Source organism: Streptomyces sp. CA-251247, assembly GCF_050952975.1.
GTDB classification, from domain to species: domain Bacteria; phylum Actinomycetota; class Actinomycetes; order Streptomycetales; family Streptomycetaceae; genus Streptomyces; species Streptomyces achmelvichensis.
Window position 1 is genome coordinate 4,885,935 of the sequence record NZ_CP191861.1, and the last position, 22,615, is coordinate 4,908,549.

At 69.1% G+C, this 22,615-nt stretch carries 26 protein-coding genes; 23 read left to right on the plus strand and 3 right to left on the minus strand.

Translation table 11 applies throughout. The annotated features are described in order from the left end of the window. Positions 1-2 precede the first annotated feature (2 nt). From rplF to truA, 15 genes are all read left to right on the plus strand, one after another. A complete protein-coding gene (rplF, locus tag ACQPWZ_RS21675) occupies positions 3-542 on the plus strand; it encodes a 50S ribosomal protein L6 (protein ID WP_313944682.1) in 540 nt (179 codons plus the stop codon). 3 nt (positions 543-545) lie between these two features. Continuing rightward, positions 546-929, plus strand: coding sequence for a 50S ribosomal protein L18 (rplR, locus tag ACQPWZ_RS21680; RefSeq protein WP_313944681.1), 384 nt, complete (start codon positions 546-548; stop codon positions 927-929). Between the two features lie 46 nt (positions 930-975). Then, entirely contained in the window at positions 976-1,581 is a 606-nt protein-coding gene (rpsE, locus tag ACQPWZ_RS21685) for a 30S ribosomal protein S5 (RefSeq protein ID WP_313944680.1), read from the plus strand. Beyond that, positions 1,581-1,763 (plus strand): 50S ribosomal protein L30, encoded by a 183-nt coding sequence (rpmD, locus tag ACQPWZ_RS21690; RefSeq protein ID WP_018550611.1) that lies wholly within the window; start codon positions 1,581-1,583, stop codon positions 1,761-1,763. The genes rpsE and rpmD overlap by 1 nt, the downstream gene beginning before the upstream one ends. 1 nt (position 1,764) lies before the next feature. Then, positions 1,765-2,220, plus strand: coding sequence for a 50S ribosomal protein L15 (gene rplO, locus ACQPWZ_RS21695; RefSeq protein ID WP_313944679.1), 456 nt, complete (start codon positions 1,765-1,767; stop codon positions 2,218-2,220). A gap of 250 nt (positions 2,221-2,470) precedes the next feature. After that, on the plus strand, positions 2,471-3,790 hold the full coding sequence (secY, locus tag ACQPWZ_RS21700) for a preprotein translocase subunit SecY (RefSeq protein ID WP_352205679.1): 1,320 nt from the start codon (positions 2,471-2,473) through the stop codon (positions 3,788-3,790). Continuing rightward, positions 3,790-4,449, plus strand: a complete 660-nt coding sequence (locus ACQPWZ_RS21705; protein WP_340474790.1) for an adenylate kinase — start codon at positions 3,790-3,792, stop codon at positions 4,447-4,449. The genes secY and ACQPWZ_RS21705 overlap by 1 nt, the downstream gene beginning before the upstream one ends. Before the next feature lie 102 nt (positions 4,450-4,551). Next, complete coding sequence (gene map, locus ACQPWZ_RS21710) at positions 4,552-5,394, plus strand: type I methionyl aminopeptidase (protein WP_327681282.1); 843 nt, start codon at positions 4,552-4,554, stop codon at positions 5,392-5,394. 157 nt (positions 5,395-5,551) lie between these two features. Then, positions 5,552-5,773 (plus strand): translation initiation factor IF-1, encoded by a 222-nt coding sequence (gene infA / locus ACQPWZ_RS21715; protein ID WP_003956442.1) that lies wholly within the window; start codon positions 5,552-5,554, stop codon positions 5,771-5,773. Positions 5,774-5,831: 58 nt separating this feature from the next. Beyond that, entirely contained in the window at positions 5,832-5,945 is a 114-nt protein-coding gene (gene rpmJ / locus ACQPWZ_RS21720) for a 50S ribosomal protein L36 (protein ID WP_003956441.1), read from the plus strand. A 202-nt stretch (positions 5,946-6,147) separates the two neighbouring features. Continuing rightward, a complete protein-coding gene (gene rpsM / locus ACQPWZ_RS21725; protein WP_313944675.1) occupies positions 6,148-6,528 on the plus strand; it encodes a 30S ribosomal protein S13 in 381 nt (126 codons plus the stop codon). Positions 6,529-6,593: 65 nt separating this feature from the next. Next, entirely contained in the window at positions 6,594-6,998 is a 405-nt protein-coding gene (gene rpsK, locus ACQPWZ_RS21730) for a 30S ribosomal protein S11 (protein ID WP_003956432.1), read from the plus strand. 130 nt (positions 6,999-7,128) lie between these two features. Continuing rightward, complete coding sequence (locus tag ACQPWZ_RS21735) at positions 7,129-8,151, plus strand: DNA-directed RNA polymerase subunit alpha (protein WP_003956430.1); 1,023 nt, start codon at positions 7,129-7,131, stop codon at positions 8,149-8,151. 97 nt (positions 8,152-8,248) lie between these two features. Then, positions 8,249-8,749: a 50S ribosomal protein L17 gene (gene rplQ / locus ACQPWZ_RS21740; RefSeq protein WP_327681277.1), complete on the plus strand. Its 501-nt coding sequence runs from the start codon at positions 8,249-8,251 to the stop codon at positions 8,747-8,749. Between the two features lie 78 nt (positions 8,750-8,827). Further along, on the plus strand, positions 8,828-9,697 hold the full coding sequence (truA, locus tag ACQPWZ_RS21745) for a tRNA pseudouridine(38-40) synthase TruA (protein ID WP_340474791.1): 870 nt from the start codon (positions 8,828-8,830) through the stop codon (positions 9,695-9,697). Here truA and ACQPWZ_RS21750 read toward each other — a convergent pair. Then, positions 9,668-10,597, minus strand: a complete 930-nt coding sequence (locus tag ACQPWZ_RS21750; RefSeq protein ID WP_433572172.1) for a hypothetical protein — start codon at positions 10,595-10,597, stop codon at positions 9,668-9,670. The genes truA and ACQPWZ_RS21750 overlap by 30 nt on opposite strands. A 55-nt stretch (positions 10,598-10,652) precedes the next feature. Here ACQPWZ_RS21750 and ACQPWZ_RS21755 point away from each other — a divergent pair, with 55 nt between their 5' ends. The 4 genes from ACQPWZ_RS21755 (at position 10,653) to glmM (ending at position 15,028) form a co-directional block, all read left to right on the plus strand. Beyond that, positions 10,653-12,275 carry an ABC-F family ATP-binding cassette domain-containing protein gene (locus tag ACQPWZ_RS21755; RefSeq protein ID WP_383237832.1) on the plus strand — a complete coding sequence of 541 codons (1,623 nt, stop codon included), beginning with the start codon at positions 10,653-10,655 and terminating at the stop codon, positions 12,273-12,275. 246 nt (positions 12,276-12,521) lie between these two features. Then, the gene (gene rplM, locus ACQPWZ_RS21760; protein ID WP_313944670.1) at positions 12,522-12,965 is read left to right on the plus strand and encodes a 50S ribosomal protein L13; all 444 of its coding nucleotides are present in this window, start codon (positions 12,522-12,524) and stop codon (positions 12,963-12,965) included. 44 nt (positions 12,966-13,009) lie between these two features. Continuing rightward, positions 13,010-13,528: a 30S ribosomal protein S9 gene (gene rpsI, locus ACQPWZ_RS21765; RefSeq protein ID WP_313944669.1), complete on the plus strand. Its 519-nt coding sequence runs from the start codon at positions 13,010-13,012 to the stop codon at positions 13,526-13,528. Positions 13,529-13,669: 141 nt separating this feature from the next. Then, the gene (gene glmM / locus ACQPWZ_RS21770) at positions 13,670-15,028 is read left to right on the plus strand and encodes a phosphoglucosamine mutase (protein WP_340474794.1); all 1,359 of its coding nucleotides are present in this window, start codon (positions 13,670-13,672) and stop codon (positions 15,026-15,028) included. Positions 15,029-15,226: 198 nt separating this feature from the next. Here the strand turns inward: glmM and ACQPWZ_RS21775 are convergent, their stop codons facing one another. Both ACQPWZ_RS21775 and coaA read right to left on the minus strand, forming a co-directional pair. After that, on the minus strand, positions 15,227-16,171 hold the full coding sequence (locus ACQPWZ_RS21775) for a DUF389 domain-containing protein (protein ID WP_433572173.1): 945 nt from the start codon (positions 16,169-16,171) through the stop codon (positions 15,227-15,229). 11 nt (positions 16,172-16,182) lie between these two features. Beyond that, positions 16,183-17,178: a type I pantothenate kinase gene (coaA, locus tag ACQPWZ_RS21780; RefSeq protein ID WP_340474797.1), complete on the minus strand. Its 996-nt coding sequence runs from the start codon at positions 17,176-17,178 to the stop codon at positions 16,183-16,185. A 77-nt stretch (positions 17,179-17,255) separates the two neighbouring features. Between coaA and glmS the strand changes: the two genes are divergently transcribed. From glmS to alr, 4 genes are all read left to right on the plus strand, one after another. Further along, the gene (gene glmS, locus ACQPWZ_RS21785; protein WP_356701085.1) at positions 17,256-19,103 is read left to right on the plus strand and encodes a glutamine--fructose-6-phosphate transaminase (isomerizing); all 1,848 of its coding nucleotides are present in this window, start codon (positions 17,256-17,258) and stop codon (positions 19,101-19,103) included. After that, positions 19,100-19,468 carry a holo-ACP synthase gene (locus ACQPWZ_RS21790; RefSeq protein WP_383237842.1) on the plus strand — a complete coding sequence of 123 codons (369 nt, stop codon included), beginning with the start codon at positions 19,100-19,102 and terminating at the stop codon, positions 19,466-19,468. Before glmS ends, ACQPWZ_RS21790 begins: the two co-directional genes overlap by 4 nt. Before the next feature lie 101 nt (positions 19,469-19,569). Further along, a complete protein-coding gene (locus ACQPWZ_RS21795; protein ID WP_433572174.1) occupies positions 19,570-21,012 on the plus strand; it encodes an NAD(P)H-hydrate dehydratase in 1,443 nt (480 codons plus the stop codon). Positions 21,013-21,453: 441 nt separating this feature from the next. Beyond that, on the plus strand, positions 21,454-22,605 hold the full coding sequence (gene alr / locus ACQPWZ_RS21800) for an alanine racemase (RefSeq protein WP_433572175.1): 1,152 nt from the start codon (positions 21,454-21,456) through the stop codon (positions 22,603-22,605). Positions 22,606-22,615: the final 10 nt, after the last annotated feature.

Sequence of the window (22,615 nt, forward strand, 5' to 3'; positions counted from 1 at the left end):
TCATGTCGCGTATCGGCAAGCTCCCCATCCAGGTTCCCGCCGGTGTGGACGTCACCATCGATGGCCGCACGGTCGCGGTGAAGGGCCCCAAGGGGTCCCTCGCGCACACCGTCGCCGCGCCGATCGAGATTGTTAAGGGTGAGGACGGCGTTCTCAACGTCACCCGCCCCAACGACGAGCGTCAGAACAAGGCCCTCCACGGCCTGTCCCGCACGCTGGTGGCGAACATGATCACCGGTGTGACCCAGGGATACACGAAGGCGCTCGAGATCAGCGGTGTCGGTTACCGCGTCGCCGCGAAGGGCTCCAACCTGGAGTTCCAGCTCGGCTACAGCCACTCGATCCTGGTGGAGGCGCCCGAGGGCATCTCCTTCAAGGTCGAGTCGCCGACCAAGTTCTCGGTCGAGGGCATCGACAAGCAGAAGGTCGGCGAGGTCGCCGCTAACATCCGCAAGCTGCGTAAGCCCGACCCGTACAAGGCCAAGGGCGTCAAGTACGCGGGCGAGGTCATCCGCCGCAAGGTCGGAAAGGCGGGTAAGTAAGCCATGGCATACGGTGTAAAGATCGCCAAGGGTGACGCGTACAAGCGCGCCGCCATCAAGCGTCGTCACATCCGCGTCCGTAAGCACGTCTCCGGCACGCCGGAGCGTCCGCGCCTCGTCGTGACGCGCTCCAACCGCAACATCGTGGCGCAGGTCATCGACGACATCGCGGGCCACACGCTCGCGTCGGCGTCGACCCTGGACACCTCGATCCGCGGTGGCGAGGGCGACAAGAGCGCCCAGGCCAAGCAGGTCGGCGCGCTCGTTGCCGAGCGTGCGAAGGCTGCCGGTGTCGAGGCTGTCGTGTTCGACCGTGGTGGCAACAGGTACGCCGGGCGCATTGCCGCTCTGGCTGACGCCGCCCGCGAAGCCGGGCTGAAGTTCTGAGCCCCGGTTCCGGGACTAACGGACGTAACAGAGAGAGGTAATTCCAATGGCTGGACCCCAGCGCCGCGGAAGCGGTGCCGGTGGCGGCGAGCGGCGGGACCGGAAGGGTCGCGACGGTGGCGCAGCTGCCGCCGAGAAGACCGCGTACGTTGAGCGCGTTGTCGCGATCAACCGCGTCGCCAAGGTTGTCAAGGGTGGTCGTCGCTTCAGCTTCACCGCGCTCGTCGTGGTCGGAGACGGTGACGGCACCGTAGGTGTCGGTTACGGCAAGGCCAAGGAGGTGCCGGCCGCCATCGCCAAGGGTGTTGAGGAGGCCAAGAAGCACTTCTTCAAGGTCCCCCGTATCCAGGGCACCATCCCGCACCCCATCACGGGTGAGCGTGCCGCGGGCGTCGTGCTGCTGAAGCCGGCTTCCCCCGGTACCGGTGTTATCGCCGGTGGCCCGGTGCGCGCCGTGCTCGAGTGCGCCGGCGTTCACGACATCCTGTCGAAGTCGCTTGGCTCGTCCAACGCGATCAACATCGTGCACGCGACCGTGGCGGCCCTCAAGGGTCTGCAGCGTCCCGAGGAGATCGCGGCTCGCCGTGGTCTGCCCCTCGAGGACGTCGCTCCCGCGGCTCTGCTTCGTGCACGTGCGGGAGCGGGTGCGTAATGGCCCGCCTCAAGATCACGCAGACGAAGTCCTACATCGGCAGCAAGCAGAACCACCGCGACACCCTGCGTTCGCTCGGGCTCAAGCGCCTGCACGACGTGGTTGTCAAGGAGGACCGCCCCGAGTTCCGCGGAATGGTGCACACCGTCCGCCACCTCGTGACGGTTGAGGAGGTCGACTGACATGGCGGAGAACAACCCGCTGAAGGTCCACAACCTCCGGCCCGCCCCGGGTGCCAAGACCGCCAAGACCCGTGTGGGTCGTGGTGAGGCGTCCAAGGGTAAGACCGCTGGTCGTGGAACCAAGGGCACCAAGGCCCGTTACCAGGTTCCGGAGCGTTTCGAGGGTGGGCAGATGCCCCTCCACATGCGTCTCCCGAAGCTCAAGGGCTTCAAGAACCCGTTCCGTACCGAGTACCAGGTTGTCAACCTGGACAAGCTCTCTTCGCTCTACCCCGAGGGTGGCGAAGTCACGGTGGCCGATCTGGTCGCCAAGGGTGCGGTTCGCAAGAACAGCCTCGTCAAGGTCCTTGGCCAGGGCGAGCTTTCCGTGGCGCTGCAGGTGACGGTCGACGCCGTCTCCGGCTCCGCCAAGGAGAAGATTGCCGCTGCCGGCGGCACCGTCACCGAGCTCGTCTGAGACGAGTTCAGTGGCTGAAAGCTGAAACACCGACCGGGGATGCCTCTCAAATGGGGCATCCCCGGTTGGTCGTTCCTAGGGGGGCACATCCGCCGGTAAGGTGGCGTGCACTGTTGCTGTAACAAGGGGGTTACTGCCCCCGGACCGTGCGGTCTGTCCGACTAAGATCGTGCGGATTGCCTGTTTCGTATTCGTCGATCCTCAAGACCGTCACCTCTGACGCAGTAGCGCGGGGGTCGCAGGAGGCACCGTGCTCACCGCGTTCGCCCGGGCGTTCAAGACGCCCGACCTGCGCAAGAAGCTGCTCTTCACACTCGCCATCATCGTTTTGTACCGGCTCGGATCGCACATCCCGGTTCCGGGTGTCGACTACGGCAATGTGCAGATTTGTGTGGACGCCGCGCAGAAGAACAACAACAGCCTGTTCGGGCTGGTGAACATGTTCAGCGGCGGAGCGCTGCTGCAGATCACCATCTTCGCGCTCGGCATCATGCCGTACATCACGGCGAGCATCATCCTGCAGCTGCTGACCGTCGTGATCCCACGGCTCGAGGCCCTCAAGAAGGAGGGCCAGTCCGGCACGGCGAAGATCACGCAGTACACCCGCTACCTCACTGTCGCCCTCGCCGTGCTGCAGGGCACCGGTCTTGTGGCGACGGCTCGCAGCGGTGCGTTGTTCAGCGGCTGTCAGGTGGCCAACCAGATCGTTCCCGACCGGTCGATCTTCACCACCATCGTCATGGTGGTGACCATGACCGCGGGTACCGCCGCCGTCATGTGGCTCGGTGAGCTGATCACCGACCGGGGCATCGGCAACGGCATGTCGATCCTGATGTTCATCTCGATCGCCGCCGGCTTCCCCGGCGCTCTCTGGGCGATCAAGCAGAGCGGCAAGCTCGCAAAGGGCTGGATCGAGTTCGGCACCGTCATCCTGATCGGCTTCGTGATGGTGGCCCTGGTCGTCTTCGTCGAACAGGCGCAGCGCCGCATCCCGGTGCAGTACGCGAAGCGCATGATCGGGCGGCGGTCCTACGGCGGTACGTCCACGTACATCCCGCTCAAGGTGAACCAGGCCGGTGTGATTCCGGTCATCTTCGCCTCGTCGCTGCTGTACATCCCGGCGCTGGTGGCGCAGTTCTCGAGCTCGCAGTCCGGCTGGAAGACCTGGATCGAGGCGCATTTCGTCAAGGGTGATCACCCTTACTACATCGCCACGTACTTCCTCCTGATTGTCTTCTTCGCCTTCTTCTATGTGGCTATCTCCTTCAACCCCGAAGAAGTTGCCGACAACATGAAGAAGTATGGTGGCTTCATCCCGGGTATCCGGGCAGGTCGACCTACTGCCGAGTATCTGAGCTACGTGCTCAACAGGATCACTTGGCCGGGCTCGCTGTACCTGGGTCTGATTGCTCTTGTTCCGACGATGGCGTTGGCGGGCTTCGGAGGCGCGAACCAGAACTTCCCGTTCGGCGGGACGAGCATCCTCATCATCGTGGGTGTGGGTCTGGAGACCGTGAAGCAGATCGAGAGCCAGCTCCAGCAGCGTAATTACGAAGGGTTCCTCCGCTGATGCGAATCGTCCTCGTCGGGCCGCCCGGTGCCGGCAAGGGAACGCAGGCTGCGTACCTTGCCAACAACCTGTCGATCCCGCACATCTCCACGGGCGACCTCTTCCGCGCCAACATCAGCCAGGGCACCGAGCTGGGCCGCAAGGCCAAGTCCTACATGGACGCCGGTGAACTGGTGCCGGACGAGGTCACCATCGCGATGGCGAAGGACCGCATGGCGCAGCCGGACGCCCGCAACGGCTTCCTGCTGGACGGCTTCCCGCGGAACGTCTCGCAGGCCGAGGCGCTCGACGAGATGCTGAAGTCCGAGGGCATCACGCTGGACGCGGTGCTGGACCTGGAGGTCCCCGAGGACGAGGTCGTGCGGCGCATCGCCGGCCGCCGTATCTGCCGCAACGACTCGAGCCACGTCTTCCACGTGTCGTACTCGCCGCCGAAGCAGGAAGGTGTCTGCGACACCTGCGGTGGCGACCTGTACCAGCGTGACGACGACTCCGAGGAGACCGTGCGCAAGCGGCTCGAGGTGTACCACACGCAGACGGAGCCGATCATCGACTACTACCGGAATCAGGGCCTCGTGGTCACGATCTCGGCGCTCGGCAAGGTCACCGACGTGACCAAGCGGGCGATGGAAGCGCTGGAGAAGCTCCAGAAGGCCTGAGCAGTACGTGCAGTACCAGTACGGCCGCGGTGTCCGACGGACCCCGCGGCCGTACTGTTGAGCCAGAGTGACGACGACGTGCAGAGGTGGAAGGCAAAGGCCATGGTGCAGATCAAGACCCCGGAGCAGATCGCGAAGATGCGCGAGGCGGGGCTGGTCGTCGCCGCGATCCACGCGGCGACACGTGAGGCAGCCGTCCCCGGTGCGTCGACGAAGGATCTGGACGAGGTCGCCCGCAAGGTGATCGCCGACCACGGCGCCAAGTCGAACTTCCTCGGGTACGGCGGGTTCCCCGCCACGATCTGCACCTCGGTCAACGAGGTGGTCGTCCACGGCATCCCCGATGAGAAGACCGTTCTCAAGGACGGCGACATCATCTCGGTCGACGCCGGCGCGATCATCGACGGCTGGCACGGCGACGCCGCGTACACCGTCTTCGTCGGCAGCGGGCACGCGCCGGAGCTGGTGGAGCTCTCGCGGGTCACCGAGGAGTCCATGTGGGCCGGTATCGCCGCGATGAAGAACGGCAACCGCCTGGTGGACGTCTCCCGTGCCATCGAGACGTACATCCGCCGGCAGCCCAAGCCCGGCGGCGGCCGGTACGGGATCATCGAGGACTACGGCGGCCACGGCATCGGCACCGAGATGCACATGGACCCGCATCTGCTGAACTACGTCGCGCGCAAGCGCGGCAAGGGCCCGAAGCTCGTCCCCGGTTTCTGTCTGGCGATCGAACCGATGGTCTCGCTGGGCACCCCGCGGACCGAGGTGCTCGCGGACGACTGGACCGTCATCACGACGGACGGCACCTGGTCCTCGCACTGGGAGCACTCCGTGGCGCTCACGGAGGAGGGACCGCTGGTCCTCACCGCGCCCGACGGCGGCCGGGCGAAGCTGGCCGAGTTCGGGATCACCACGGCGCCGGATCCTCTGGCGTCGTCCTGACGCCGTGAGCGGAGTAACGATCTACGTCAATGGGCAAACTTCCCGGATTCGTCTTTTCGGATGGCCTGACGTAGACTGATGCGTCGGCTCTGGTGTACCCGTGTGTCTGCATGCGGCCACTGGAGTCGATCAAGGTAGCCGATTCGAAGGGCGAAGCGTGGCCAAGAAGCAAGGTGCCATCGAGATTGAGGGCACCGTGATCGAGTCCCTCCCGAACGCCATGTTCAAGGTGGAGCTCCAGAACGGTCACAAGGTCCTCGCGCACATCTCCGGCAAGATGCGGATGCACTACATCCGTATCCTCCCGGACGACCGGGTCGTGGTGGAGCTCTCTCCGTACGACCTGACGCGTGGGCGGATCGTCTACCGCTACAAGTAGATCTTGTCGTTGCCCCGTCCGCGGGGTGAAGGCACTGACCCGGAGAACCTCACATCCCATGAAGGTCAAGCCGAGCGTCAAGAAGATCTGCGACAAGTGCAAGGTGATCCGCCGTCACGGCCGGGTCATGGTCATCTGCGACAACCTGCGCCACAAGCAGCGCCAGGGCTGACGCACGCCGACCGACCTGCACTCCGCAGTTCTTCGCGCGACGCAAGCAATCTCGTACATACGCAGAATCCGCCCAGCCCCGCACGGGGTCGGCGGCACCTCCGGCGGGGGCCGGGGACCCGGACGTACCACTGCTTCACTCGAAGCGGTCGGCGGTCGGGAGCGGTTCTGCGGAAGACCCCCGATCACACAGGAGCCATTGAATGGCACGCGTTTCCGGTGTTGACATCCCGCGCGAAAAGCGTGTGGAGATCGCACTCACCTACGTCTTCGGTATCGGGCGCACCCGGTCGAAGGAGATTCTCTCCGCGACCGACGTGAACCCGAACACCCGCGTTCGTGACCTGGCCGAAGAGGACCTGGTCAAGATCCGCGAGTACGTGGACGCCAACCTCCGCACCGAGGGTGACCTCCGCCGCGAGATCCAGGCCGACATCCGCCGCAAGGTCGAGATCGGCTGCTACCAGGGTCTGCGCCACCGTCGTGGCCTGCCGGTCCACGGTCAGCGCACCAGCACGAACGCCCGTACCCGCAAGGGCCCGCGTCGCGCCATCGCCGGTAAGAAGAAGCCGGGCAAGAAGTAGTCCTCAGCGGACGCTCATCAGCGGTCTTCGCTGTAGGACCGACCACCTCCCTGTAGGAGAAATAGATGCCCCCCAAGGGACGTCAGGGCGCTGCCAAGAAGGTGCGCCGCAAGGAAAAGAAGAACGTCGCTCACGGCCACGCGCACATCAAGAGCACGTTCAACAACACGATCGTCTCGATCACGGACCCCTCGGGCAACGTGATCTCCTGGGCCTCCGCCGGCCACGTCGGCTTCAAGGGCTCGCGCAAGTCCACCCCCTTCGCCGCGCAGATGGCCGCCGAGTCGGCCGCCCGTCGCGCGCAGGAGCACGGCATGCGCAAGGTCGACGTCTTCGTCAAGGGTCCCGGCTCCGGCCGTGAGACCGCGATCCGTTCCCTCCAGGCCACGGGCCTCGAGGTCGGTTCCATCCAGGACGTCACCCCCACGCCGCACAACGGCTGCCGTCCCCCCAAGCGCCGTCGCGTCTGACCTTCAGCGACCGCTTGACCTGAGTGCCGGGCGGTACGCCTCGAAAGAGACGTACCGCCCGTACCCTTGCAGTACGCAGTACCCGTCGGACGTCAAATAGCGGGCGTCCACGACAAAAAGGATCACAGACATGCTGATCGCTCAGCGTCCCTCGCTGACCGAAGAGGTCGTCGACGAATACCGCTCCCGGTTCGTGATCGAGCCGCTGGAGCCGGGCTTCGGCTACACCCTCGGCAACTCCCTCCGCCGTACGCTCCTCTCCTCGATCCCGGGTGCGGCGGTCACGTCCATCCGTATCGACGGTGTCCTGCACGAGTTCACCACCGTGCCGGGCGTCAAGGAGGACGTCACCGACCTCATCCTCAACATCAAGCAGCTGGTCGTCTCCTCGGAGCACGACGAGCCGGTCGTGATGTACCTGCGCAAGCAGGGCCCGGGTCTGGTCACCGCCGCCGACATCGCGCCCCCGGCCGGTGTCGAGGTGCACAACCCCGACCTGGTCCTCGCCACGCTGAACGGCAAGGGCAAGCTGGAGATGGAGCTGACCGTCGAGCGCGGTCGCGGTTACGTCTCCGCCGTGCAGAACAAGCAGGTGGGCCAGGAGATCGGCCGTATCCCGGTCGACTCCATCTACTCCCCGGTGCTCAAGGTCACGTACAAGGTCGAGGCGACCCGTGTCGAGCAGCGCACCGACTTCGACAAGCTGATCGTCGACGTCGAGACCAAGCAGGCGATGCGTCCCCGTGACGCCATGGCCTCCGCCGGTAAGACCCTGGTCGAGCTGTTCGGTCTGGCGCGCGAGCTCAACATCGACGCCGAGGGCATCGACATGGGCCCGTCCCCGACGGACGCCGCGCTCGCCGCCGATCTGGCCCTGCCGATCGAGGAGCTCGAGCTCACGGTCCGTTCGTACAACTGCCTCAAGCGCGAGGGCATCCACTCCGTGGGTGAGCTCGTGGCGCGTTCCGAGGCGGACCTGCTCGACATCCGCAACTTCGGTGCGAAGTCGATCGACGAGGTCAAGGCGAAGCTGGCCGGCATGGGCCTGGCCCTCAAGGACAGCCCGCCCGGATTCGACCCGACCGCCGCCGCCGACGCCTTCGGCGCCGACGACGACGCGGACGCGGGCTTCGTGGAGACCGAGCAGTACTGAGCCTGACGGCTCTCGCACGCCTTCCCCGTGGCGTCCGCCACGGGGGAACTGACACCGGTACCTGATACGGCCGGTGCAGCACACAAGGAGAAACACCATGCCGAAGCCCGCCAAGGGCGCCCGTCTGGGCGGCAGCGCCGCGCACGAGCGTCTGCTCCTCGCGAACCTCGCGAAGCAGCTGTTCGAGCACGGCCGCATCACCACGACCGAGGCCAAGGCCCGTCGCCTTCGTCCGGTCGCGGAGCGTCTGATCACCAAGGCGAAGAAGGGCGACATCCACAACCGTCGCCTGGTCCTGCAGACGATCACGGACAAGGGCATCGTGCACACGCTCTTCACCGAGATCGCTCCGCGGTACGCCGAGCGCCCGGGTGGCTACACCCGGATCACCAAGATCGGTGGCCGTCGCGGCGACAACGCCCCGATGGCCGTGATCGAGCTGGTCGAGGGCGAGATCGCGAAGAAGGCGACCGTCGACGAGGCCGAGGCCGCGACCAAGCGTGCGGTCAAGGAGGACGCCCTCAAGAAGGACGCGTCCGCCGAGGCCGAGGTCGTCGAGGACGCCAAGCCGGCGGACGAGGCGTCCAAGGACGCCTGAGGCCCTGCCGTGCTGTGAGCGGGTCCGCCCTTCGGGGCGGGCCCGCTCTCGCGTTCCGCCTTGCGAGAGGATCTGTTTGTGAGTGACGAGGCACTGCCGGGACACGTACGGCTGAGACTGGATCTGAGTTACGACGGCAAGGACTTCTCCGGCTGGGCCAAGCAGGCCGGCGGCCGGCGTACGGTCCAGGGGGAGATCGAGGACGCGCTGCGCACGGTGACGCGCTCCTCCCGGACGTACGAGCTGACCGTCGCCGGGCGCACCGACGCCGGTGTGCACGCCCGCGGTCAGGTGGCGCACGTCGATCTGCCCGAGGAACTGTGGGCCGAGCACCGGGAGAAGCTGCTGAAGCGGCTTGCAGGGCGCCTCTCGCGCGATGTGCGGGTCTGGCGGGCCCAGGAGGCCCCGGAGGGGTTCAACGCCCGGTTCTCGGCCGTCTGGCGGCGTTACGCGTACCGGGTGACCGACCACCCCGGCGGGGTCGACCCGCTGCTGCGCGGTCATGTGCTGTGGCACGACTGGCCGTTGGACGTCGACGCGATGAACGCCGCGGCCGAACGGCTGGTGGGGGAGCACGACTTCGCGGCCTACTGCAAGAAGCGTGAGGGTGCCACGACCATCCGCACGCTCCAGCGGCTCGACTGGGAGCGGGACGCCTCCGGCGTCATCACGGCGACCGTCAGGGCCGATGCCTTCTGCCACAACATGGTGCGCTCACTGGTGGGTGCGCTGTTGTTCGTGGGGGACGGGCACCGGCCGGTGGAGTGGCCGGCGAAGGTGCTGGCCGCGGGCGTACGGGACTCGGCCGTCCATGTCGTACGCCCGCACGGCCTCACGCTGGAGGAAGTGGGCTACCCCGCCGACGAGTTGCTCGCCGCGCGCAATCTGGAGGCACGCAACCGGCGGACGCTGCCCGGGTCAGCCGGCGGGGGCGGTGGCTGCTGCTGAGGCCTGGGCCTCACCCCGGCGCACGATCTGGCGGAAGGTGAACTCCGCCAGGTCGTCACCGGTCTGGAACGCCTTGGTGTCGCCCTTGGTGACCGACTTGGCCTTGGTGTAGCCGGTCGCGGTGAAGTAGGCGTAGCGGCCGTAGGAGTTGGCCGTGAAACGGCACACCGGGCCGCCCTTGCAGAAGCTCGGCACACCGGCGCCCGGCAGCGGGGCGACATTGCCGCGCGCCTGGGCGACGGCCTTCTTCGCCTCGGCCTCCAGCCCGAAGACCGCGACACCGACGGTGACCGCGATGCCGTCCTTGCTGTAGGTGGCGCGGAAGACCTGGTCGCAGCCGTTCTTCTCGAGGACCCCGCCCAGAGCGCCCTGGGTGGCCGACGAGCAGGTGCCGGTGCGGGCGCTCGCACCCTTGGCGTAGACCCGGTTGCCCATGGTCAGCTTCTTGCCCGGGAAGAGGGTCTCGACGCTCAGCGGCGCCGTGTCCTTCTTCTCGCTGGAGATGAAGTCCTTCGGGTTCGGCGGCGGCAGCGGCGCGACCGAGGAGAACGACGGCTCGGGCCGCGTGGAGTCACTGGGCAGCGCCGGAGCCCCGGGCAGCTGACCGGACGAGTTGTCGGACGCCGTGTTGTTGCCGTCGCCCGAGGAGACGATCGCCGTCGCCACGATGCCCGCGATCGCGGCCGTGGCGAGTGCTCCGCCGCCGATCAGCAGCCATCGCCTGCGGCGGGCGCGGGTCGCGGAGGCGTCGGCGAGCGCGGCCCAGTCCGGCGTGTCTCCCGTACGGGACGAACGCGCGCCGAAGGGATCGAACGGATCCGACGCTCCCTGACGGGAGTTGTACGGATCCTGGTTCTGTGCACCGGACCCCCACTGAGGTCCCCCCTGCCCAAAGCTCATGCCGCGCATCCTAAACCTGTTGGGAGCACAGGGTCGCCGCCCTCAGAATCGGAGCATGGGACATCTAGAGGCCGCACATCTCGAGTACTACCTGCCGGACGGGCGGGTACTGCTCGCGGACGCGTCGTTCAGGGTCGGGGAAGGCGCGGTGGTCGCGCTGGTCGGAGCCAATGGCGCGGGCAAGACGACACTGCTGCGGCTGATCGCGGGGGAGCTCCAGGCGCACGGCGGCACGGTGACGGTCAGTGGCGGACTGGGTGTGATGCGTCAGTTCATCGGTTCCGTACGTGACGAACGCACCGTCCGGGATCTGCTCGTCTCGCTCGCGCAGCCGCGGATCCGCGAGGCGGCGAAGGCGGTCGACGAGGCCGAGCACCTGATCATGACCGTCGACGACGAGGCCGCGCAGATGCGGTACGCGCAGGCGCTGAGCGACTGGGCGGAGGCGCGCGGGTACGAGGCCGAGACCCTCTGGGACATGTGCACGACGGCCGCGCTGGGCGTCCCGTACGAGAAGGCGCAGTTCCGCGAGCTGCGGACGCTCTCCGGCGGTGAGCAGAAGCGGCTGGCGCTGGAGGCGCTGCTGCGGGGCCCGGAGGAGGTGCTGCTGCTCGACGAGCCGGACAACTATCTGGACGTGCCCGGCAAGCGCTGGCTGGAGGAGCGGCTCAAGGAGACCCGCAAGACCGTCCTGTTCGTCTCGCACGACCGGGAACTGCTGTCGCGTGCCGCGGAGAAGATCGTCAGCGTGGAACCGAGCCCGGCCGGCTCGGACGTGTGGGTGCACGGCGGCGGCTTCGGGACGTACCACGACGCCCGCAAGGAGCGGTTCGCGCGGTTCGAGGAGCTGAAGCGGCGCTGGGACGAGGAGCACGCCCGGCTGAAGGCGCTGGTGCTGCGGCTGCGGCAGCAGGCGGCGATCAGCCCCGACATGGCGTCGCGATACCGGGCGATGCAGACCCGGTTCAAGAAGTTCGAGGAGGCGGGGCCACCGCCGGAGCCGCCGCGCGAGCAGGAGATCCGGATGCGGCTGCGCGGCGGGCGCACCGGCGTGCGCGCTCTCACCTGCAAGGGCCTCGAACTCACCGGGCTGATGAAACCCTTCGATCTGGAGGTCTTCTACGGCGAGCGGGTGGCCGTCCTCGGCTCGAACGGCTCGGGCAAGTCCCACTTCCTGCGGCTGCTCGCCGGCGACACGTCCGTGGCCCACAAGGGCGAGTGGAAGCTCGGCGCGCGCGTGGTGCCGGGCCACTTCGCCCAGACGCACGCGCACCCCGAGCTCCTCGGGCGCACGCTGGTCGACATCCTGTGGACCGAGCACGCCAAGGACCGCGGCGGCGCGATGTCGGTGCTGCGGCGGTACGAGCTGGAGCGCCAGGGCGACCAGACCTTCGACAAGCTCTCCGGCGGCCAGCAGGCCCGGTTCCAGATCCTCCTCCTGGAGCTGGAGGGCACCACGGCGCTGCTCCTCGACGAGCCCACGGACAACCTGGACCTGGAGTCGGCGGAGGCGCTCCAGGACGGCCTGGAGGTCTATGACGGCACCGTGCTCGCCGTCACGCACGACCGCTGGTTCGCGAAGTCCTTCGACCGCTATCTGGTCTTCGGCTCGGACGGCGTGGTCCGGGAGACGGCGGAGCCGGTGTGGGACGAGCGGCGGGTCGAGCGGGCCCGCTAAGGGCTGTCCCGTCATCCCCGGCGGGCGCGTTTTGACCCGTGCGGGGCTGCGCGGGTAGTCTCGTCGATTGTTATGCGTATCGGCTTCCTCGTTCTCATGCGAAGGGCCCTTACGTAGGTTCCCTGGAGCAGTTACCAGTGGCTCACATACGGGCTTCGTCCCTGGCATTGTGAGCCCCAGCTGCATGATCGCTTCAGAGGATTCGTGTGTCTGGAACCCATCCACTGAAGAAGCGAAGGCTACGAAGTGCGTACGTACAGCCCCAAGCCCGGCGATGTCACGCGCCAGTGGCACATCATCGACGCGCAGGACATCGTCCTGGGCCGTCTGGCGACTACGGCAGCGAACCTCCTCCGGGGCAAGCACAAGCCGATCTACGCCCCCCACATGGACATGGGCGACTTCGTCATCATCATCAACGCCGAGAAGGTTCACCTCTCCGGTAACAAGAAGACCCAGAAGATGGCGTACCGCCACTCCGGGTACCCGGGTGGTCTGCGCTCCGTCCGTTACGACGAGCTGCTGGCCAAGAACCCGGAGAAGGCCGTGGAGAAGGCCATCAAGGGCATGATCCCGAAGAACACCCTGGGTCGTCAGATGCTCTCGAAGCTGAAGATCTACGCGGGCGAGAACCACCCGCACGCTGCTCAGCAGCCGGTCCCGTTCGAGATCACCCAGGTCGCGCAGTAGTTCCGGCCACCCCCTAAGACGTACAGAAAGATCTGAGGAGAATCGTGGCCGAGACCACTGCAGAGACCCCCGTCGAGGGCGAAGAGACCTACGCCGAGGTCACCACCTTCGAGTCGGAGACGCCCGTCGAGGGCGAGTACACCTCCGAGTCCCTCGCGTCCCGCTTCGGCGACCCGCAGCCCGCTGCGGGTCTGGGCCGTCGCAAGAACGCCATCGCCCGTGTCCGGATCGTTCCGGGCTCCGGCAAGTGGAAGATCAACGGTCGCACCCTTGAGGACTACTTCCCCAACAAGGTGCACCAGCAGGAAGTCAACGAGCCCTTCAAGGTGCTCGAGCTCGACGACCGCTACGACGTCATCGCACGCATCTCGGGTGGCGGCGTCTCCGGCCAGGCCGGCGCCCTGCGCCTCGGTGTGGCCCGTGCGCTCAACGAGGCCGACGTGGACAACAACCGCGCCGCGCTGAAGAAGGCCGGCTTCCTGAGCCGCGACGACCGTGCGGTCGAGCGCAAGAAGGCCGGTCTCAAGAAGGCCCGCAAGGCCCCGCAGTACAGCAAGCGTTAATCGCCTGCTCGGCCTGCTTGTACGTACGCCCCGGCAGCACTCAGTGCTGCCGGGGCGTACGTCTTTCCACCACCTCGGGCGTATAACGGGCAACAGGCGCTCGAAGGCCTGCATTTTTCGGAGCATTTTCGGAGGACAGCTGTGGGACGACTCTTCGGCACGGACGGCGTGCGCGGTGTCGCCAATGCGGACCTGACGGCGGAGCTCGCGCTCGGTCTGTCGGTCGCGGCGGCGCATGTGCTCGCCGAGGCGGGGACCTTTGAGGGACATCGGCCGACCGCGGTGGTCGGGCGGGATCCGCGTGCGTCAGGAGAGTTTCTGGAGGCCGCCGTCGTGGCGGGCCTCGCGAGCGCGGGCGTCAACGTCGTGCGCGTCGGGGTGCTGCCGACGCCGGCCGTGGCGTACCTCACGGGTTCGCTCGGTGCGGACCTCGGCGTGATGCTCTCCGCGTCGCACAACGCCATGCCGGACAACGGCATCAAGTTCTTCGCACGCGGCGGCCACAAGCTGGCCGACGAGCTGGAGGACCGCATCGAGACGGTGTACGAGCAGCACCGGACCGGCGAGCCGTGGGAGCGGCCCACGGGTGCGGGCGTCGGCCGGGTCACCGACTACGACGAGGGCTTCGACCGGTACGTCGCGCACCTCATCGCCGTCCTGCCGAACCGGCTCGACGGGCTGAAGGTCGTCCTCGACGAGGCGCACGGCGCTGCGGCATGGGTCTCGCCCGAGGCGTTCGCGCGGGCCGGCGCGGAGGTCGTCACGATCGGCGCGGAGCCCGACGGGCTCAACATCAACGACGGGTGCGGCTCCACGCACCTGGACCCGCTGAAGGCCGCGGTCGTCGAGCACGGCGCGGCGTTCGGCATCGCGCACGACGGCGACGCCGACCGCTGCCTCGCGGTGGACGCGTCCGGCAACGAGGTCGACGGCGACCAGATCCTCGCGGTGCTGGCCCTGGCGATGCGCGAGGCGGGCACCCTGCGCGGGAACACGGTCGTCGCGACCGTCATGTCCAACCTCGGCTTCAAACTGGCGATGGAGCGCGAGGGCCTCTCGCTCGTCCAGACGGCGGTCGGCGACCGGTACGTCCTGGAGTCGATGAAGGAGCACGGGTACGCGCTCGGCGGTGAGCAGTCCGGGCACGTCATCGTGCTCGACCACGCGACGACCGGCGACGGCACGCTCACCGGCCTGATGCTGGCGGCGCGGGTCGTTGCGACCGGCCGCTCGCTCGCCGACCTCGCCGCGGTCATGGACCGGCTGCCGCAGATCCTGATCAATGTGCCGGACGTCGACAAGTCGCGGGTGAAGACGTCGGCGGAGCTGGCGAGCGCGGTGGCGGAGGCGGAGCGGGAGCTGGGCTCCACGGGCCGTGTGCTGCTGCGTCCGTCGGGCACGGAGCCGCTGGTACGGGTGATGGTCGAGGCGGCGGACATCGAGCAGGCGCGGTCGGTGGCGAGCCGGCTCGCGGACGCGGTGAAGTCTTCTCTCGGCTGACGCGACTGTCTTCCGGGCGTGTGTGCCCGTGCCCCAGGTGGGTGCGGGTGCACACGCAGGGTGCGGGTGGTGCGCGGGGCTCTGCCCCGGACCCCGCGCCTCAATCGCCGGCGGGGCTGGGTGTGCCTCCATCGCCGGCGGCTGGGTTTGTCTCCATCGTCGGCGGGGCTTGATCCTGGTCCGCAGGGGCTCAGGTGCTCACGATGCCTTGGCCGCCGTGCGGCGGCGTTGCAGGGCCCACAGTGACTTCTGGATCAGCAGCGTCAGCGTGCCCGCCAGCACGATGCCCAGCAGGTTCAGCAGCAACTGCTCCGTCGAGCCCCACGCCTGCGCGTACTCGCTGAAGCTGAACGCGACCGCCGCGTTCGCCGCCGCCGGGACCGTCGTCACGGAGATCGCCACGCCCACCAGCGCACCCGACTTCGCCGACGTCAGCGAGAGCATGCCCGCCGCGCCCGCGAGCACCGCGACGACGAACGAGAACCAGTCCGGGTTGTAGACGAAACTGGTGTTCGGCCGGTCGGCCCGCACCTTCGCCACGTCGAAGAGATCGACCCAGCTCATGAAGTGGCTGAAGCCGACCGTGATCAGCATGGCGATGGCGAAACCGGCGATCAGCGCGAGGAACGAGCGCCACGCCAGCCGCGGAGCGCGCTGCACCAGCGCCGTGCAGAAGCCGGCCAGCGGGCCGAACTCCGGGCCCACCGCCATCGCGCCCACGATCAGAATCGCGTTGTCGAGCACCACACCGCACGCCGCGAGCATCGTCGCCAGCGACAGGAAAGCTATGTAGGTGACGGAGAGCGTCGACTCCTCGTGGGTCGCGTCGGTCAGCTGCTCCCAGAGCACCGCGTCCGCGCCTTCGCCCGGTGCGTCCTTCTCGGCCTTGTCGGCCCGCTTCGACAGCGACAGTTCGATGCCCTCGACGGCGATCGAACCGTGCTCGTCGAGGCCGAGGTTCCGCAGACCCCCGATCAGTTCGTCGGCCGCCTCGCGCGCCACGTCGCACTGCACCACGTCGCCGACGGGATCGCGAGCCGCCCCCGCGAACACGGCGAGATGGGCCGTCCCGACCGTGCCCTCGATGAGACGTACCGCTTCGTCGGTCGTGTCCGCCGGGGTGATCAGGCGCAGATGCAGCACCCGCTGCCTCCTCAGAGCTTGCGCAGGGACAGACGCTGGACCTTGTGGTCGGGACCCTTGCGGAGCACCAGGGTGGCACGGCCGCGCGTGGGTGCCACGTTCTCCAGCAGGTTCGGCTTGTTGATGGTGCGCCACATCGTCCGGGCGTAGTCCAGGGCTTCGTCCTCGGAGACCTGGGTGTACTTCCGGAAGTACGAGAAGGGGTTCTGGAACGCCGTCTCGCGCAGTTTGCGGAAGCGGTTGAGGTACCAGTGCTCGATGTCCTCGGCGCGGGCGTCGACATACACCGAGAAGTCGAAGTAGTCGGCGAGACCGACGCGGGTGCGGCCGTCCTTGCCGGGCAGCGCGGGCTGGAGGACGTTGAGGCCCTCGACGATCAGGATGTCGGGGCGGCGGACCGTCAGGCGTTCGCCGGGCACGATGTCGTAGATCAGGTGCGAGTAGACGGGGGCCGTGACCTCGTCCTTGCCCGCCTTGATGTCGGCGACGAACCGGGTCAGGGCCCTGCGGTCGTACGACTCGGGGAAGCCCTTGCGGGACATCAGCCCGCGTGACTCCAGCTCCTTCATCGGCAGCAGGAAGCCGTCGGTGGTGACCAGTTCGACGCGCGGGTGCTCGGGCCAGCGGGCGAGAAGGGCCTGGAGCAGTCGGGCGACGGTGGACTTGCCGACCGCGACGGACCCGGCGACCCCTATGACGAACGGCGTGCCGCGCTGCGCGCCGTGCCCGCCGCCCGCGTCGCCGAGGAAGGTGTTGAGCGCGCCCCGCAGTTCACCGGTGGCCTGGACGTAGAGGTTGAGGAGTCGCGACAGCGGCAGATAGACGTCCCGCACCTCGTCCAGGTCGATGACGTCGCCCAGCCCTCGCAGCCGCTCGACCTCCTCGGCCGTGAGGGGGAGCGGCGTCTTCTCGCGCAGCGCGCTCCACTCCGCGCGGGTGAGGTCGACGTAGGGCGTCGACGCGTGTTCGGCCCGGCGGTGGGCGCTTCGTGGCGGCGAAGAGATCACCTACACATTGTCGGGGGTGCGGGCGGGTTCTGGGTGGTGTGCTCGGTCACGCGGCGCGGCCGCCGTAGGCTGCCGACATGTGCGGAATCGTGGGTTACGTCGGCGGACAGTCGGCGCTTGATGTGGTCATCGCGGGCCTGAAGCGGCTGGAGTACCGGGGCTACGACTCGGCCGGGGTCGCCGTGCTCTCCGACGGCGGGCTGGCCGCGGCGAAGAAGGCGGGCAAGCTCGTCAATCTGGAGAAGGAGCTGGTGGACCGGCCGCTGCCGAGCGGTTTCACCGGCATCGGGCACACCCGGTGGGCCACGCACGGCGGGCCGACCGACATCAATGCGCACCCCCATCTCGACAACGCGGGCCGTGTCGCCGTCGTGCACAACGGCATCATCGAGAACTTCGCCGCCCTGCGGGCCGAGCTGGCGGAGCGCGGGCACGACCTCGCCTCGGAGACCGACACCGAGGTCGTGGCGCATCTGCTCGCCGAGAACTTCTCCTCCTGCGGCGACCTTCCCGAGGCGATGCGCCAGGTGTGCCGCCGGCTGGAGGGTGCCTTCACCCTGGTCGCGGTGCACGCGGACGAGCCGGACGTGGTCGTGGGCGCGCGCCGCAACTCCCCGCTGGTGGTGGGAGTCGGCGACGGCGAGTCCTTCCTCGCCTCGGACGTCGCGGCGTTCATCGCCCACACCCGCTCGGCGCTGGAGCTCGGCCAGGACCAGGTCGTGGAGCTGCGCCGGGACGGGGTGACGGTCACCGACTTCGACGGCGCTCCGGCCGAAGTTCGCGCCTACCACGTGGACTGGGACGCCTCGGCCGCCGAGAAGGGCGGCTACGACTACTTCATGCTGAAGGAGATCGCCGAGCAGCCGAAGGCGGTCGCCGACACCCTGCTGGGCCGTATCGACGCGGAGGGCTCGCTCACCCTCGACGAGGTGCGCATCCCGGCGTCGGTGCTGCGCGAGGCCGACAAGGTCGTCATCGTGGCCTGCGGCACCGCCTTCCACGCGGGCATGATCGCCAAGTACGCCATCGAGCACTGGACGAGGATTCCGTGCGAGGTGGAGCTGGCGAGCGAGTTCCGCTACCGGGACCCGATCCTGGACCAGCGCACGCTGGTGATCGCCATCTCCCAGTCCGGCGAGACCATGGACACCCTGATGGCGCTGCGGCACGCGCGGGAGCAGGGCGCGCGGGTGCTGGCCATCTGCAACACCAACGGCTCGACCATCCCGCGGGAGTCGGACGCCGTGCTCTACACGCACGCCGGTCCCGAGGTCGCCGTGGCGTCCACGAAGGCGTTCCTGACCCAGCTGGTGGCGTGCTATCTGGTCGCGCTGTATCTGGGGCAGGTGCGGGGCACCAAGTGGGGCGACGAAATCCGGGCCGTCGTACGGGACTTGGCGAAGATCTCCGGGGAGGTCGACCGGGTGCTGGAGACCATGGAGCCGGTCCGCGCGCTGGCGCGCTCGCTCGCCGACAAGAACACCGTCCTGTTCCTCGGCCGCCATGTGGGTTACCCGGTGGCCCTGGAGGGGGCGCTGAAGCTCAAGGAACTGGCGTACATGCACGCGGAGGGCTTCGCCGCCGGCGAGCTCAAGCACGGGCCGATCGCGCTGATCGAGGAGGACCTGCCGGTGGTGGTCGTGGTGCCGTCGCCGCGCGGCCGTTCGGTCCTGCACGACAAGATCGTCTCGAACATCCAGGAGATCAGGGCGCGCGGGGCGCGGACGATCGTGATCGCGGAGGAGGGGGACGAGACGGTCGTGCCGTACGCCGACCACCTCATCCGTATCCCCGTCACGCCGACCCTGCTCCAGCCGATGGTGGCGACCGTGCCGTTGCAGGTCTTCGCCTGCGAGCTGGCGACGGCCCGCGGCAACGAGGTGGACCAGCCGCGCAACCTCGCGAAGTCGGTCACCGTCGAATGATCATCGGGGTGGGGATCGACGTCGCGGAGATCGACCGCTTCACCGCGTCGATGCGGCGTACCCCCGGAATGGCCGGACGGCTCTTCGTGGAGAGCGAGTTGCTGCTGCCCGGCGGGGAGCAGCGGGGCTATGCCTCGCTCGCGGCCCGGTTCGCCGCGAAGGAGGCGCTGGCCAAGGCCCTCGGCGCGCCCGCGGGTCTGTACTGGACGGACGCCGAGGTGTACGTCGAGGACAACGGCAGGCCCCGGCTGCGGGTGCGCGGCACGGTCGCCGCGCGGGCCGAGGAACTGGGGGTGCGGTCCTGGCACGTCTCGCTCAGTCATGACGCGGGCGTGGCCTCCGCCGTGGTGATCGCGGAGGGCTGACAGGGGGGCGGCGCCCGCGGGCTCCGTACAGGCAAGTGCGCTCCCGCCCGGCGCACTTGGATCCCGCGCGGGCCGGCACCCGGTGGGGCAGACTCGGGGGCATGCGTACTGCGTACAGCGTCGAGACCGTCAGGAACGCCGAGACCGAGCTGATGGCCCGGCTCGCGGAGGGCGCCCTCATGCAGCGGGCGGCGGCCGGGCTGGCCGCCGCCTGTGCCGATCTGCTCGGCCGGGTCTACGGAGCGCGCGTCGTCGTGCTCGTGGGCAGCGGGGACAACGGCGGCGACGCGCTGTACGCCGGCGCCCGGCTCGCCCGCCGCGGTGCGGGCGTCTCGGCCGTGCTCCTCGCCCCGGACCGGACGCATCAGGGCGGCCTCGCGGCCTTCACCGGCGCGGGCGGCCGGGTCACGGACGACCCCTTCGAGGTGCTGGCCGTCGCCGACCTGGTGCTGGACGGCATCACCGGCATCGGCGGCAAGGGGGGCCTGCGGCCGGACGCCGTACCGGTGGCCCGCGCGGCCCGCGGCTCCGATGCCGTCGTCGTCGCCGTCGACCTGCCGAGCGGTGTCGAGGCGGACAGCGGCGAGGTGCGCGGAGAGGCCCTGCGGGCGGACGCGACGGTGACGTTCGGTACGTACAAGCCGGGGCTGCTGATCGACCCGGCCCGCGAGTACGCCGGCACGGTACGGCTCGTCGGCATCGGCCTGGAGGCGCATCTGCCGTCCGTGCCGGACCTGGAGGCGCTCCAGCACGCGGACGTGGCCCGTCTGCTGCCCGAACCGGCGGCGGAGAGCGACAAGTACCGGCGGGGCGTCGTCGGCGTCGTCGCCGGCTCCGCCCGTTACCCCGGCGCGGCGGTGCTGGCCGTGGCGGGGGCGCTGCGCGGCGGGGCGGGGGCCGTGCGGTACGTGGGTCACGCGGCCGACGCGGTGATCGCCCGGTTCCCCGAGACGCTGGTCCACGCGGGCCCGCCGGCGAAGGCGGGCCGGGTGCAGGCCTGGGTCGTCGGTCCGGGTCTCGGCGACGACGAGGAGGCCGTGCGCGACGTCCTCGCCTCCGACGTCCCGGTGCTGGTCGACGCGGACGGTCTGCGGCTGCTGGACGCCGCGGCCGTACGCGACCGGGACGCGCCCACCCTGCTGACCCCGCACGCGGGCGAGGCGGCGGCGCTGCTCGGTGTACCGCGCGAGGAGGTGGAGTCCTCACGGCTGGCCTCCGTCCGCGAACTGGCCGCGCGCTACGGCGCGACGGCACTCCTCAAGGGCTCGACCACGCTGGTCGCCGGGCCGGACGGCAGCCGTACGCCTGTCCGGGTCAACCCGATGGGCACCCCGTGGCTGGCGACGGCGGGCAGTGGCGATGTGCTCTCCGGCCTGGCGGGTTCCTTGCTGGCGGCGGGTCTGGAGCCGCGCGACGCGGGATCGGTGGCGGCGTATCTGCACGGACTGGCGGCGCGGCACGCGGTGGCGGAGGGCGCGCCGATCACGTCGTACGACGTGGCATCGGCGCTCCCGTCGGCGTGGCACGACGTGACCCACACCTGACGGAGCCCCTGCGCCTCAATCGCCGGCGGGGCTTGATGTGTGGCCGTATGCCCGGCGGGGCCGGCCGGATGTGCGGTCAGGCAATTCCAGCCCGTCCGGCGTTTGAGGACATGCCCGTAGGGCGTGCTGTGCGACGAGTGGTGCGGCCGGTTGGCGGGGCGCTGCCCCGGACCCTGCGCCTCAATCGCCGGCGGGGCTTGATGTGCGGGTGCTTGTCCCGGCGGGGCTTGATGTGTGGCCGTATGCCCGGCGGGGCCGGCCGGATGTGCGGTCAGGCAATTCCAGCCCGTCCGGCGATTGAGGACACGCCCGCAGGGCGTGCCGTGCGACGAGATGCGCGGCCGGTCGGCGGCGCGCCCCCCCGCCCACAGGAACCGGGTTCGTGCGGCCGCCCGGCCGCCCCGCAAAGGATCCTCACCGCCCTCTGAGACACTGGGCGCGATGAGCCAGACACCGCCGCCGCGTGCCCGCGCCGAGATCGATCTCGCAGCCCTGCGCGCCAACGTCCGCGCCCTGCGCGCCCGTGCGCCCCAGGCTGCCCTCATGGCCGTGGTGAAGTCGGACGCGTACGGACACGGCATGGTGCCCTGCGCCAGGGCGGCCCAGGCGGCCGGGGCGACCTGGCTCGGCACCGCCACCCCCCAGGAGGCGCTGGCGCTGCGCGCGGCCGGTATCCAGGGGCGCGTGATGTGCTGGCTGTGGACCCCCGGCGACCCGTGGCGCGAGGGCATCGAGGCCGATCTCGACATGGGGGTGAGCGGCCTGTGGGCGCTCACCGAGGTCACGGCCGCCGCCCGGGAGGCGGGACGCCCGGCGAGGATCCAGCTCAAGGCCGACACCGGCCTCGGCCGCAACGGCTGCCAGCCGGCCGACTGGCCCGAACTCGTCGCCGCCGCGCTCGATGCCGAGGCCGAGGGCACCGTGAAGGTGACCGGCCTGTGGTCCCATTTCGCCTGCGCCGACGAGCCCGGTCACCCCTCGATCGCCGCCCAGCTGGACGTGTTCCGCGAGATGGTGGCGTACGCCGAGAAGGAGGGCGTCGAGCCCGAGGTCCGGCACCTGGCCAACTCCCCGGCCACCCTGACCCTTCCGGAATCGCACTTCGACCTGGTCCGTACGGGCATCGCGATGTACGGCATCTCGCCCAGCCCCGAACTCGGCACGCACGAGGAGCTCGGCCTGCGGCCGGTCATGACGCTCGCCGCCTCCCTCGCGCTGGTCAAGCAGGTCCCGGCCGGACACGGCGTCAGTTACGGGCACCACTACGTCACCTCGCACGAGACGACGCTCGGCCTGGTCCCCCTCGGCTACGCGGACGGCATCCCGCGCCACGCGTCCGGCCGGGGCCCGCTGCTGGTCGGCGGCGAACGGCACACGATCGCGGGGCGGGTCGCCATGGACCAGTTCGTGGTGGACCTCGGCGGGCAGAAGATCCACGAAGGTGCCGAGGCACTCTTGTTCGGGCCGGGTGACCGGGGCGAGCCGACCGCCGAGGACTGGGCGGAGGCGGCAGGGACCATCGCCTACGAAATCGTCACCCGCATCGGAACAAGGGTTCCACGCGTCCATCTGAACGAGGACTCCGACGAGTAGGAGCGGCACG